General features: G+C 68.3%; 9 protein-coding genes. 5 read left to right on the forward strand and 4 right to left on the reverse strand.

What is annotated here, in order from left to right; all coding sequences use genetic code 11:
• Positions 1-8: 8 nt before the first annotated feature.
• Positions 9-1,466: a family 43 glycosylhydrolase gene (locus ACLBWH_RS16080; protein WP_447799845.1), complete on the reverse strand. Its 1,458-nt coding sequence runs from the start codon at positions 1,464-1,466 to the stop codon at positions 9-11.
• 14 nt (positions 1,467-1,480) lie between these two features.
• Entirely contained in the window at positions 1,481-2,203 is a 723-nt protein-coding gene (locus ACLBWH_RS16085) for an acetylxylan esterase (RefSeq protein WP_447799846.1), read from the reverse strand.
• A 342-nt stretch (positions 2,204-2,545) separates the two neighbouring features.
• Here ACLBWH_RS16085 and ACLBWH_RS16090 point away from each other — a divergent pair, with 342 nt between their 5' ends.
• Positions 2,546-4,195 carry a glycoside hydrolase family 43 protein gene (locus ACLBWH_RS16090; protein WP_447799847.1) on the forward strand — a complete coding sequence of 550 codons (1,650 nt, stop codon included), beginning with the start codon at positions 2,546-2,548 and terminating at the stop codon, positions 4,193-4,195.
• Between the two features lie 64 nt (positions 4,196-4,259).
• Here the strand turns inward: ACLBWH_RS16090 and ACLBWH_RS16095 are convergent, their stop codons facing one another.
• Together ACLBWH_RS16095 and ACLBWH_RS16100 are read right to left on the reverse strand one after the other, a co-directional pair.
• The gene (locus tag ACLBWH_RS16095) at positions 4,260-5,684 is read right to left on the reverse strand and encodes a sugar porter family MFS transporter (RefSeq protein WP_322848572.1); all 1,425 of its coding nucleotides are present in this window, start codon (positions 5,682-5,684) and stop codon (positions 4,260-4,262) included.
• A 42-nt stretch (positions 5,685-5,726) separates the two neighbouring features.
• Positions 5,727-7,505 (reverse strand): IlvD/Edd family dehydratase, encoded by a 1,779-nt coding sequence (locus ACLBWH_RS16100; protein WP_447799848.1) that lies wholly within the window; start codon positions 7,503-7,505, stop codon positions 5,727-5,729.
• An 801-nt stretch (positions 7,506-8,306) separates the two neighbouring features.
• Here ACLBWH_RS16100 and ACLBWH_RS16105 point away from each other — a divergent pair.
• The 4 genes from ACLBWH_RS16105 (at position 8,307) to ACLBWH_RS16120 (ending at position 13,157) form a co-directional block, all read left to right on the forward strand.
• Positions 8,307-9,413: a glycoside hydrolase family 43 protein gene (locus tag ACLBWH_RS16105; protein ID WP_322848570.1), complete on the forward strand. Its 1,107-nt coding sequence runs from the start codon at positions 8,307-8,309 to the stop codon at positions 9,411-9,413.
• Between the two features lie 8 nt (positions 9,414-9,421).
• Entirely contained in the window at positions 9,422-10,864 is a 1,443-nt protein-coding gene (gene xylB / locus ACLBWH_RS16110; RefSeq protein ID WP_447799849.1) for a xylulokinase, read from the forward strand.
• A complete protein-coding gene (gene xylA / locus ACLBWH_RS16115) occupies positions 10,861-12,171 on the forward strand; it encodes a xylose isomerase (protein WP_416222390.1) in 1,311 nt (436 codons plus the stop codon). The genes xylB and xylA overlap by 4 nt, the downstream gene beginning before the upstream one ends.
• A gap of 95 nt (positions 12,172-12,266) precedes the next feature.
• Positions 12,267-13,157 (forward strand): alpha/beta hydrolase, encoded by an 891-nt coding sequence (locus tag ACLBWH_RS16120; RefSeq protein WP_447799850.1) that lies wholly within the window; start codon positions 12,267-12,269, stop codon positions 13,155-13,157.
• The last annotated feature ends 15 nt before the right edge of the window (positions 13,158-13,172 follow it).

Here is a 13,172-nt window from a genome sequence, read left to right on the forward strand (position 1 = left end):
GGCGGGGATCAGGGCGTGCGGAACGTCCAGCGCCCGGCCGGGCTAATCGGGTCGAACGCGGCGAGCGTCGGCGTGCTCGCACCGGCGGCGACCAGCGCCAGACCGGTGCGGCCGCCCGGCACCGCCTTGGGCATGATGCGATAGGTGCCGTCGGTGAGCTGGTCGACGCGCCACAATTGCTCGGCCGCACCGGTGAAGGCGGGCACCGCCTCGACCTCGCCCGCCGCGGTCGCCGCCAATGCGCGCGTCGTGCCGGCGATGGTCAGCTTGTAATAAGGCGCGCCGAACGAGCCGCCGGCATCGGCCACCGGCGCGATCGTCCACAATTGATGCGGCCGCACCATGTAATCGGCGAGGTCGACGCGCACCCGGCCCTGCGGCCAGCCGGCGCTGTCCTGCGCCAGCGTCTGGTCGGGCAGCGGCGCGACGGGATCGCCCGGCTTGGCCATGAAGCTGCGCCGCGCGTCGAACGGGATGCGGACGAAATCGGTCGCGAGACCCAGCGCATAGCCGCTGCGCTCGGACGCGATCTCATAGGTGCCGGGCGCGACGTTCTCGCCCGCGACCGGCCAGCCGTCGCGCCACAGCAGCGGCGCGATGCCGAGCACGCTGCGCCCGCTGCGGTCCATGTCCGCCTCGTAATGCATCGAGAATTTCTCGACGCCGCCGGGCAGCTCGATCAGGCCGAAATGGCCGGGGCCGATATCGCGGCCGCGCGCGCTGACCACCAGCTTGCCGCCGCCCTTGAGCAGCGGCGTGCCCATATGGTCGAGATACGGCCCGAGCGGGCTGCGCGCCCGGCCGACGCGGATATGATAGGTGGAATTGGGCCCGTCGCAGCAGGTGCCGTGCGTGCCGAGCAGATAATACCAGCCGTCGCGATACATCATCGCGGTCGCTTCCATGTCGATCGCGACATCGACCGGCTGGTTGCCGGCGACGCGCAGCCCGGTCTTGGGATCGAGTTCGATGACGCGGATCGGCCCGAAATAGGTGCCGTAGGTCAGCCACAGCCGCCCGTCGGCGAGCAGGAAGGCGGGATCGATCGCATCGGCGGTCTCCACCCCGTCGCTCGACGCGACGACGCCGACGTCGTGATAGCCGAAGCGCGGCGACTTGGGGTCGAGCGACAGCGTCCACATGATCTTGACCTGGCTGGCGTGACCGCCGGACATGCCGCCGCCGCCGACCGCATAGGCCATGTAGTAACGCTCGCCGATCTTGATGACGTCGGGCGCGACGCCGCCGCCGGGCCGCACCGGGCCGCTGCGCCACGTCCAGCCGTCGTCGGAGACGAGGCCGCCCTGCCGCGTGCCGAAGGTATACCAGCGCCCGTCGGAGAAGGTGACCGTGGAGGGATCGTGGATGAACGGTTCGCCCTGCAATTGCGCCGCAGCGGGTGCGGCGGCGAAGCCGAGCGAAGCGGCGAGCGAGAGGGCCAGCGCGGTGAGGATATGGCGGGTCATGGCGGTCTCCCGGATCAGCGCAGCACGGTGGACACAGCGGTGATCGGCTTGCCCTCCGCATCGAGGAAGCGGACGCAGAAATCGCTGAGCCCCGGCCCGTTGATGACGGCGCCGCGGATGACGTTGCGGCCCTTGCGCAGCGTCAACCGGTCCGACAGCACGTCGTCCATCACCATGCGGCGATCGTTGAACAGCCCGACCGCCTCCTTGCCGTTGAGCCACCAGATCGACGCCGCATTGGAGCCGACCGCCAACCGCACGTCGCGCATCTCGCGCGGCGAATCGATCACGGTATAGGCCTGGAAGATCACGCCATAGGTCGGCTTGCCCAGCCCCTGCGCCAGGTTGAACAGCTTGATGTCGAAGCTGTTCGAATCGAGCGCATGCCAGCGCAGCGGCTCGGCGGCGTTGACGATCTGGCCGTCGCGCGGCGTCGCGGTGAACTGGCCGGGGAAATATTCCTTACCCAACGCCTCGCGCACATAACTGGCGGTGAACACCGTGTTGGTGCGGTTCGGCTTGACGATCGGTTCGAGCAGCAGCCAGCGGCGCAGGAAGCCGTCGGCATCGGGGGCGCCCGGCGTGGTACCGGCAGGCTGGAAATACGGGGCGATGCCGGTGGCGGGGGTGGGAGCGGGGGCGGCCTGTTGGCCGGCCATGCCCGGTGTCGCGCCGGCAAGCGCCAGCCACGCCGCGCCGCCGCGCGCCAGACGCATCATCCGCACCATCCCCGTCATCGCTGCTCTCCTTGGCTGACGAAGGGGAATGGCATCGATGCCGTCGCGATTGGTGCGCCTGTCGCCGCATGGCGATCCGTCGGCAGCCCGGTCATCCCCTCCTCCTTTCGTCGCGCGATCGAGTTGGTCTGCGATCCCGATGGCCTGCCACCGGATCGCGCCGTATCTGATCGTTGCGCTGATCCGGAAGCTAGACTGGTAACGCTACCGTGTCCATCGGGGGGCGGCTGATTTATCGGAGTAATAATCTATTCGATATATCCCGTTGGCTGGCCCCGACGTCTGGTAGCGCTATAGTTGCTCCAACGGTCGGCGCATCCAGCGTCCGGCGATATGGGAGAGATGAGGATGGCGGGACGTGCCATGTTATTGGCGCTGGCATTGGCCGGCGGCTCGGCGGCGATGGCGAGCGAGGCGCCGCGCTTCAGCCGCTTTGCCTATCAGGGGCAATCGCAGGAGAAGGCCATCGCGGCGCCGGGTGCGTATCGCAACCCGATCCTGTCGGGCTATTATCCCGATCCATCGGTGACGCGGGTCGGCGACGATTATTATCTGGTCAATTCGTCCTTCGCGCACTTCCCCGGCCTGCCGGTCTTCCATTCGAAGGACCTCGTCCACTGGACGCAGATCGGCAATGCGATCGATCGCCCCGGTCAGCTCGACTTCACCGGCCGCCGCACCTCGGAGGCGGTGTTCGCGCCCGATATCTCCTATCACGCCGGCACCTTCTACATCGTCAACACCTGCGTCTCCTGCAAAGGCAATTTCGTCATCACCGCCAGGAACCCGGCGGGACCGTGGTCCGACCCGATCTGGCTGCCGTTCGAGGGGATCGATCCGTCGATCTATTGGGAGGGCGAGCGCGCCTATATCGTCAACAATCGCGCCCCCGCCGAACCGCCACGCTACGAGGGCCATCGCGCGATCTGGGTACAGGAATATGACTGGCGCGCCGGCAAGATGGTCGGCGAGAGCACGCAGCTGATCAACGGCGGCGTCGACATCACCAAAAAGCCGGTGTGGATCGAGGGGCCGCATATCCTCCGGAAGGACGGCTATTATTATCTGACCGCGGCCGAGGGCGGCACCAGCGTCAACCATTCGCAGGTCGTCTTCCGCTCGCGCGAATTGCGCGGGCCGTATGTGCCGTTCGCCGGCAATCCGATCCTGACGCAGCGCGATCTCGACCCCGCCCGTCCCGATCCGATCACCTCGGCGGGCCATGCCGAACTGGTGCAGACGCAGAACGGCGACTGGTGGGCGACCTTCCTCGCCGTGCGGCCCTATGCCGGCAATGACTACAATATCGGGCGCGAGACGTTCCTGCTGCCGGTGACGTGGGCGCAGGGCTGGCCGACGATCCTGCCGCACGGCACGCCGATCCCGTTCACCGCGCCCGTGCCCAAGCTGCCGCAGCAACGCCCGCCGGCGCTGCCGACCAGCGGCGACTTCGCATATACCGACACCTTCGCCGGGCCGAAGCTGGCGATGCAGTGGATCGGCGTGCGCACGCCGAAGCAGCCGCTCTACCGGATCGACCGGCACGAGCTGGTGCTCGACCGCGGCGCGCCGATGGGCGACCTCGCCGGCGTCCCCGCCTTCGTCGCGCGGCGCCAGCAGCATCACGTCGCGACGATGAGCACGACGGTGCGCTTCACCCCCGACAGCGACGGCGAACGCGCCGGCCTCGCCGCGATGCAGAGCGACAAGAACTTCCTGTTCTTCGGCATCACCCGCATCGCCGGCAAGCCGATGGTCGCGCTCTACACCACCGACAAGGGCGCCGAACGGCTGGTCGCCTCGGCACCGGTCGCCACCGGTGGCCCGGTGACGCTGACGATCCGCGCCAACGGCGGCACGATGGCGTTCGATTATCGGGCGGGCGGTGCGGGCCGGACGCTCGCCGCCGACGTCGATGCGCGCTTCCTCAGCACCGAGGCGGCGGGCGGCTTCGTCGGCACGTTGGTGGGGCCCTACGCCTGGCGCCGCTGACACGAAAAAGGGGCGGTCCCGCAGGACCGCCCCTTCCTGGCGATGACGGTGATGGACCGGCGGATCAGCCCGCCATGTCCTCCAGTTCGCGGCCCGCGGTCTCGTTGACCATCTTGCGCACGAAGAAGAACGATGCCGCGGCGAAGAAGGCGTAACCGAAATAGGTCACCGCCAACCCCGGCGACACCGCCAGCGCGGGGAAGCTCACCGAGATCGCCGCATTGGCGATCCACTGCGCGAAACCCGACACGGCGAGGCCCGAACCGCGGATCTGGTTGGGGAACATCTCGCCGAGCATCACCCACATCACCGGACCCCAGCTGCCGTTGAAGAAGATGACGTAGAGGTTGGCCGCGATCAGCGCGATCATGCCGTTATGCCCCGGCAACGAGACCGCGCCCGCTGCGTCCGTCACCGCGGTTGAGAATGCCCAAGCCACCACCGCCAACGTCACCGCCATGCCGGCCGAACCGACGAGCAGCAGCGGCTTGCGGCCGATCTTGTCGACCGTGGCGATCGTGAACAGGCACGCCGCGATCGACAGCACGCCCGACAGGATGTTGATCTGCAACGCATTGTCTTCGGTGAAGCCAACCGCTTCCCACAGCACCGCGCCATAATAGAAGACGACGTTGATGCCGACGAGCTGCTGGAAGATGGCAAGGCCGATGCCCGCCCACAGGATGGGGCGGATCTTGCCGGTGGTCTTGTCGCGCAGGTCCGACAATTTGGGCTTGTGATGGTCGGCGGCGAGCGAGTTGCGGATCTCGACGACCTTGCGGTCGGCCTCGGCGGTGCCGAACAGGCGGACGAGCACCGTATGCGCCTCGGCCTCGCGGCCCTTGGCCATCAGGAAGCGCGGGCTTTCCGGAATGACGAAGAGCGCGACGAGATAGATGGCGGCGGGGATCGCCTGCAGCCAGAACATCCAGCGCCATGCGGGATAGCCGAGCCAGAACGGCGCGGTCGAGCCGCCGGCATAACGCGCGAGCACGAAATTGGCGACGAACGCGCCGGTCAGGCCGGTGATGATCATCACCTGCTGCACGCTGGTCAGCCGGCCGCGGATCGAGGCGGGAGTGACTTCGGAGATATAGACCGGCGAGATGACGCTCGCCGCACCGACGCCGAGGCCGCCGATGATGCGCGCGAAGATGAAGACTTCGGAGCCGCTCGCCGCGCCGGCGAGCAGGGCGCTGACCAGGAACAGCAGCGCCGCCAGCATCATGACGTTGCGGCGGCCGATCGCATCGGCCATCCGGCCGGCGCCGAACGCACCGATCGCCGAACCGACCAGGATCGCGCCGACGTTGACGCCGATGCCGAGCCGGCCGAGCGCGAACGCCGCCTCCAGCCCCTTTTGCGTGCCGTTGATCACGCCCGAATCATAGCCGAACATGAAGCCGCCGATCGTCGCCACCGCGACGATCGCGGCGATGAAGCCGTGGTTCGTGGCAGTCCCCCCTGCCCCCCTTACGCTATCCGTCATCGTCTCTCCTGTGCCGGTCACCGCCGGCGAAATGGGTTGTGCCTAGTGGTTATGCCGCGGCGTACGTGCGGCGATACCCCGATATTTCAACGCGAAGTCGAGGACGCCGCCTTCGCCGAGCTGGCCGGTCTTTTCCCGGTACAGTTCTTCCCACGGCGTGTGGCTCTCGGCAATGGGGGGCGGCGTGCCGCCGCGCCGGCGCGCGATCTCGGCCTCGTCGACCAGCGCGTCGCAGCGACCCGCGGCAAGATCGATGCGGATCACGTCGCCGGTCTGCAACCACGACAGGCCGCCGCCGACCGCGCTTTCCGGGCTGGCGTTGAGGATCGACGGACTGTCCGACGTTCCCGACTGGCGGCCGTCGCCGAGCGTCGGCAGCGTCAGGATACCGCGCTGGATCAGATGATCGGGCGGCTGCATGTTGACCACCTCCGCCGATCCCGGCCAGCCGATCGGGCCGGCGCCGCGGATCACCAGGATCGAGCCTTCGTCGATGCCGAGCGCGGGGTCGTTGATGCGGTGGTGGTAATCGTCCGATCCCTCGAACACCACCGCGCGCGCCTCGAACACGTTCTCGCGTCCCGGCACGGTGAGATAGCGTTCGCGGAACGCCGGCGAGATCACGCTGGTCTTCATGATCGCGAAATCGAACAGATTGCCGGTGAGGACGAGGAACCCCGCCTGCTCCTTCAGCGGCTGGTCGAACGGGCGGATGACCTCGCGGTCGGTCGCGCCGCGGCCGGCGAGGTTCTCGGCGATGCTGCGCCCGGTGACGGTCAGGCAGTCGCCGTCCAGCTTGCCCGCGCCGAGCAGCTCGTTCATCACCGCGGGCACGCCGCCGGCCCGGTGGAACCGCTCGCCGAGGAAGCGCCCGGCGGGCTGCACGTCGACCAGCAACGGCAGATCGTAGCCATGCTCCATCCAGTCGCTCGGCCGCACCTCGATCCCGGCATGCGCCGCCATCGCCTGGATATGCGGCTGCGCGTTCGACGATCCGCCGATCGCGGTGACCACGCGCACCGCGTTGAGGAAGCTCTCGCGGGTCAGGATGCGCGACGGGCGCAGGTCCTCATAGGCCATGTCGACGATGCGACGGCCGGTCTCATAGGCGAACTGGCCGCGCTCGCGATACGGCGCGGGGATCGCCGCGCAACCGGGCAGCGAGAGGCCGAGCGCCTCGGCGACCGCGTTCATCGTCGAGGCGGTACCCATCGTGTTGCAATGGCCCGCCGAAGGCGCGCTGTCGGTGGCGCGCTGGAGGAATTCCTCCTCGTCGATCTCGCCCGCCGCGAGCTTGCGCCGCGAGCGCCAGATGACGGTGCCCGATCCGACCAGCTCGCCCTCGTGCCAGCCGTCGAGCATCGGCCCGCCCGACAGCACGATCGCCGGGATGTCGACGGTGGCGGCGGCCATGATCCCCGACGGCGTCGTCTTGTCGCAGCCGGTGGTCAGCACCACCGCATCGATGGGATAGCCGTACAGCGTCTCGACCAGCCCGAGATAGGCAAGGTTGCGATCGAGCGCCGCGGTCGGCCGGCGGCAATTCTCGAAGATCGGATGCACCGGGAATTCGAGCGGAATGCCGCCCGCGTCGCGAATGCCGTCGCGCACCCGCCGCGCGAGATCGAGATGGATGCGGTTGCACGGGCTGAGGTCGCTGCCGGTCTGCGCGATGCCGATGATCGGCCGGCCCGAGCGCAGCTCCGCCGGGGTCAGGCCGTAATTCATGAAGCGTTCGAGATAGAGCGCGGTCATATCGGCACGGGCCGGGTCGGCGAACCAGTCGCGCGAACGGAAGGGACGAACCGGTTGGCGTGACACGCTGGACTCTCCACTTGGACGATGCCGGAGCCGGCTCGTACCTTGGTGGTATCGCTATCAGGCCGCCGCCGCACGTCAAGGCTTCAAACGGGTCCGCAGGCGTCGCCGGGCGGATGCAGCGGTCCGGCGATCCCGATTCGGCACGGTCGACCGAAGCTGCGAAAACGGAAAATCACTCGACGACTGGTGGGTTCGCGGGGGTCTGTAGCTTTGGGTTAGCGCAGAGGCGCAGAGGACGCAGAGATACAATGCGTGATGGATCCCGAGCGCGAACAACGACGTATCGCCATTTGCCGGACTATCTGCTTACCCCCCGTCACCCCGGACGCGTTCCGGGGGCAACTCCGCGGCGAAGAGAACGGCTTGAGGCGACAACAGGCAGCATTGTACCCCGGCGAAGGCCGGGGCCCAGTTGGGAAAGCCGCGGTAAGTCATTACGAACCTTCGCCCAACTGGGCCCCGGCCTTCGCCGGGGTACATCCGCGGTCTCGCAGAGGTCTCGAACGGGTCCGGGTGACGGGTCTTTCGGTGTAATCGATCGGACCAGCCGCCGCGTGACATGCAATTGCCCCGGCTTCATGACATTACGGAACGCAGCAGCCTCGCAGGGCGCACTCCATCCAACCACTCCGTCATTTGAGCGCCCACTTATGGCCCGCCTCTTGATCCACTCCGGGTCATTCCCCGGCCCCGGAACAGCTTGCGAATTCGCAAACGGCCTCATATGGTAGCGCTATCCCGCATCTGCGGCACATTTTGCAGGCCTCGCCAGAAGGCCGTCACTAGGAAGGATCATCGGCCATGAGGCTTCGTCTCGCCCTCTGCCTGACCGCCGCCGCGCTCGGCACCACCGCCACGCTCGCCCTCGCGCAGGTCGCCAAGCCCGCCGCGACAGCCGCCGCCGCCGAGCCGCGCAGCCCCGACGGCAAGCGCTACCTCAGCCAGCCCCTGGTCAAGAACCTCTATTTCGCCGATCCTTCGGCGCACGTCTTCAACGGCAAGCTCTACGTCTATCCCAGCCACGACGTCGACGCCGGCATTCCGGACGACGATCTCGGCACGCAATATGCGATGCACGACTATCGCGTGCTCAGCATGGACCGCATCGGCGGCCCGGTGACGGTGCATCCGGTGGCGATCGACGTGAAGGACATTCCATGGGCCGCCAAGCAGACCTGGGCGCCCGACGCCGCATATAAGAACGGCACCTATTACCTCTATATGCCCGCGCGTGACCGGGACGGCGTGTTCCGCATCGGCGTCGCCACCGGCAAGTCGCCGACCGGCCCGTTCAAGGCCGAGCCGGCGCCGATCAAGGGCAGCTTCTCGATCGATCCGGCGGTGTTCACCGACACCGACGGCCAGAGCTATATGTATTTCGGCGGCATCTGGGGCGGGCAGCTCCAGCGCTGGACCAGCGGCCGCTTCGACCCCAATGCCGGCGACACCGACCTCAAGCAGGACGACAAGCCCGCGCTGTCGCCCAAGATGGCGCGCATGTCGGCCGACATGAAGCAGTTCGCCGAGGCGCCGCGCGACATCGTCATCACCGACGAGGCCGGCAAGCCGGTGCTCGGCGGCGACCACGATCGCCGCTTCTTCGAAGCGTCGTGGGTGTTCAAGCGCGGCGGCAAATATTATTTCACCTATTCGACCGGCGACACCCACTTCCTCAATTATGCGATCGGCACCTCGCCGTATGGGCCGTTCCGCTATACCGGCCATATGCTGTCGCCGGTGCAGGGCTGGACGTCGCATCACTCGGTCGTCGAGTTCAAGGGCAAGTGGTGGCTGTTCTATCACGACACGCAATTGTCGAATAAGAACTATCTGCGCTCGGCCAAGGTCGCCGAGCTGACGTTCAACCCCGACGGCACGATCCGTCAGCTCGATCCGTTCAAGAACTGAGCGGCGGCATGTTTCTCGGCATCGATATCGGTACGTCCGGGGTCAAGGCGGTCGTCCTCGACACCCACGGCAGCGTCGTCGGGCAGGGCACCGCCGCGCTGACCGTGCAGCGACCGCAGCCCCTGTGGTCGGAACAGGACCCGGACGCCTGGTGGCAGGCGACGACCGCCGCAGTCCAGGCGATCGACCCGGACGTCCGCCGCGCGGTGCGCGGCATCGGCCTCGCCGGCCAGATGCACGGCGCGACGCTGCTCGGAGCCGACGACCGTCCGCTGCGCCCGGCGATCCTGTGGAACGACGGCCGCTCGCACGCCGAATGCGTCGAGCTGGAAGCCGAGGTGCCCGCGCTGCATGACATCGCCGGCAATCTCGCGATGCCCGGCTTCACCGCGCCCAAGCTGCAATGGGTGCGCCATCACGAGCCGGAGACGTTCGCGCAGATCGCCACCGTGCTGCTGCCCAAGGATTACGTCCGGCTGCAGATGACCGGCGAAAAGCTGTCGGATATGTCCGATTCAGCAGGCACGCTGTGGCTCAACGTCGCCGGCCGGCGGTGGAGCGACACGCTGCTCGCCGCCACCGGCCTGACCGAAGCGCAGATGCCGGCGCTGGTCGAGGGCAGCGCCGTCGCGGGCCGCCTGCGCCCCGAGATCGCCGAACTCTGGGGCATGGGCAGCGTGCCCGTCGCCGGCGGCGGCGGCGACAATGCCGCCGGCGCGGCGGGGGTCGGCGCGGTGCGCGACGGCGATGCGTTGCTGTCGCTCGGCACCTCGGGCGTGATCTTCGTCGCCACCGACCGCTTCCGCCCCAATGTCGCGGGCGCGGTCCATGCCTTCTGCCACTGCCTGCCCGATATGTGGCACCAGATGGCGGTTCACCTGTCCGCCGCCTCGTGCATCGACTGGGTCGCCAGGATCACCGGCGCGGCGGGTGCCGCGGACCTGTTCGCGCGCGCCGAGCGCGCCGGACCGGGTGCCGGGCCGGAGCTGTTCCTCCCCTATCTCTCCGGCGAACGCACCCCCCATAACGACGCGCAGGTCCGCGGCGCCTTCCTCCGGCTCGACAACGACACCGGTCCAGACCGGCTGGCGCAGGCGGTGCTGGAGGGCGTCGGCTTCGCGCTCGCCGACGGCATCCGCGTGCTGCGCGATGCCGGCACGACGATCGAGCGCCTGTCGGTGATCGGCGGCGGCGCGCGTTCGCGCTATTGGGGCGAAACGCTCGCCGCGACGATGGACGTCGAGCTCGTCTACCTGCAAGGCGGCGAGGTCGGCCCGGCGCTCGGCGCCGCCCGCCTCGCCCAGCTCGCGGTCGACGGCGGCAGCCCCGCCGACGTCTGCCAGGCGCCGCCCGTGTCCCACGTCATCACCCCCGATCCGGCGCTCGTCGAGCGCCTAGCCCCCAAGGGCGCCGCGTTCCGCGACGCCTACCCCCGCATAAGGACCCTCTGATGGCCGACTTTTTCGCCGACATCCCCCAGATCCGCTACGAAGGACCGGACAGCGACAACGAGCTCGCCTACCGCTTCTACGACAAGAACCGCGTCGTGCTCGGCAAGACGATGGAAGAGCATCTGCGCTTCGCCGCCTGCTTCTGGCACACCTTCTGCTGGCCCGGCTCCGACGTGTTCGGCGGCGGCACCTTCAACCGCCCGTGGCATCGCGGCCCCAACGACAGCGCCGCCGCGGCCGAGAAGCGCGAGGTCGCGTTCGACTTCTTCCAGAAGCTCGACGTGCCTTATTATTGCTTCCACGACGTCGACGTGATGGCCGATGCCGCCAACGTCACCGAACATCGCCGCTATTTCGCGGAAGCCGTCGATCACCTCGAAAAGCTGCAGGCCTCGTCGGGTCGCAAGCTGCTGTGGGGCACCGCCAACCTGTTCAGCCACCCGCGCTTCGCCGCCGGCGGCGCGACCAACCCCGATCCCGAGGTCTATGCCTTCGGTGCGATGCAGGTGCGCGACGCGCTCGAGGCGACGCATCGCCTCGGCGGCCAGAACTACGTCTTGTGGGGCGGCCGCGAAGGCTATGAGACGCTGCTCAACACCGACATGAAGCGCGAGCTCGACAATTTCGGCCGCTTCCTCAGCCTCGTCGTCGAGCACAAGCACAAGATCGGCTTCACCGGCACGATCCTGATCGAACCGAAGCCGCACGAGCCGACCAAGCACCAGTACGACTTCGACACCGCGACGGTGTACGGCTTCCTCAAGCGCTACGGCCTCGAGAACGAGGTGCGCGTCAACATCGAGGCGAACCACGCCACGCTGTCGGGCCACACCTTCGAGCATGAGATCGCCACCGCCAGCGCGCTCGGCATCTTCGGCTCGATCGACGCCAACCGCGGCGATCCGCAGAACGGCTGGGATACCGACCAATTCCCCAATTCGGTCGAGGAACTGACGCTGGCGATGGTCGAGATCCTGCGCGCCGGCGGCTTCACCACCGGCGGCTTCAACTTCGACGCCAAGGTCCGCCGCCAGTCGATCGACGCGATCGACCTGTTCCACGGCCATGTCGGCGGCATCGACGTCGTCGCCAAGGGCCTGCTCAACGCCGCCGCGCTGATCGAGGACGGTCGTCTCGACGCCGCCAAGACCGAGCGTTACGCGGGCTGGACGGGTGAGTTCGGCGGCAAGATCGCCGATCTCGACCTCGCCGGCATCGCCGATCTCGCGATCCAGCAAGACATCGATCCGCAGCCGCGCTCGGGTGGCCAGGAGCGGCTCGAGAACCTGATCAACCGTTTCCTCTAAGCCTCGCGTGTCCGGCCCCTGACGGGGCCGGGCGCCTCCCCGGCGATGCCGGGACCCGGAACGTCGAACACGGCGACCGGACATATGGGAGAGTGATGATGCGCCGAGCCTTCGCCTTGGCGGTCCTGCTGGCGGCGGCGCCGTCGCCCGCGCAGGACCCCGCCCCGCAAGCCGCGCCGACCTATACGGCGATCAAGCTCTGGCCCGATGGCGCCCCCGGATCGCGCGCGCGCCGGCAGGAAGCCGAGGTCGCCCGCGATTATTGGGTGCGCAACATCCACGATCCCTCGCTGATCGCCTTCCCCGCCGATCCCCGCCACAGCAACGGCGCGGCGATCGTCGTGATGCCCGGCGGCGGCCACAAACTGCTCGTCTGGACCAACGAGGGGACCAAGGTCGCCACCGCGCTCAACCGCATGGGCGTCACCGCCTTCGTCCTCAAATACCGGCTGGCGAACGAGCCCGGCTCCCCCTATTCGGTCGAGGGCGACGCCGCCGACGACGCCCGCCGCGCCATACGCTGGGTGCGCGCGCATGCCGCCGATTACGGAATCGACCCCGCCCGCGTCGGCGCGATGGGATTCTCCGCCGGCGGCGAGCTGGTGTCGCAGATCGCCGACAATCCCGAACCCGCCGGCCGGCCCGCGGTGGATGCGATCGACCGCCTGCCCGCGCGCCCCGATTTCCAGGTGCTCGTCTTCCCTGGCCCGCGCGGCATCCCCGCCAAGGCGATCGCCGGCGCGCCGCCCGCCTTCATCGTCGCGGGCAGCCGCGACGCCTGCTGCGCGCCGCCCTCGGTCGCGCTGTACGAACAATTGCGCAAGGCCGGCGTCTCGGCGGAGCTGCATATGTACGCCGACAGCGATCACGCCTTCAATCTCGACGAATCGGATCGCATCTCGATCCTGCACTGGCCCGACCGGCTCGACGACTGGCTCGCGGACGGTGGCTGGCTGTCGCCCCGGCCCCGTGCCGGCGGCAAATGACCCATACCGACATCG

The organism is Sphingomonas sp. M6A6_1c (genome assembly GCF_053345135.1).

Bases quoted from the DNA above. Each gene is read 5' to 3' on its own strand.
- ACLBWH_RS16090 (WP_447799847.1), top strand. From the start codon at position 2,546: ATGAGGATGGCGGGACGTGCCATGTTATTGGCGCTGGCATTGGCCGGC.
- ACLBWH_RS16120 (WP_447799850.1), top strand. From the start codon at position 12,267: ATGATGCGCCGAGCCTTCGCCTTGGCGGTCCTGCTGGCGGCGGCGCCG.
- xylB (WP_447799849.1), top strand. From the start codon at position 9,422: ATGTTTCTCGGCATCGATATCGGTACGTCCGGGGTCAAGGCGGTCGTC.
- ACLBWH_RS16095 (WP_322848572.1), bottom strand. From the start codon at position 5,684: ATGACGGATAGCGTAAGGGGGGCAGGGGGGACTGCCACGAACCACGGC.
- ACLBWH_RS16085 (WP_447799846.1), bottom strand. From the start codon at position 2,203: ATGACGGGGATGGTGCGGATGATGCGTCTGGCGCGCGGCGGCGCGGCG.
- ACLBWH_RS16080 (WP_447799845.1), bottom strand. From the start codon at position 1,466: ATGACCCGCCATATCCTCACCGCGCTGGCCCTCTCGCTCGCCGCTTCG.
- ACLBWH_RS16105 (WP_322848570.1), top strand. From the start codon at position 8,307: ATGAGGCTTCGTCTCGCCCTCTGCCTGACCGCCGCCGCGCTCGGCACC.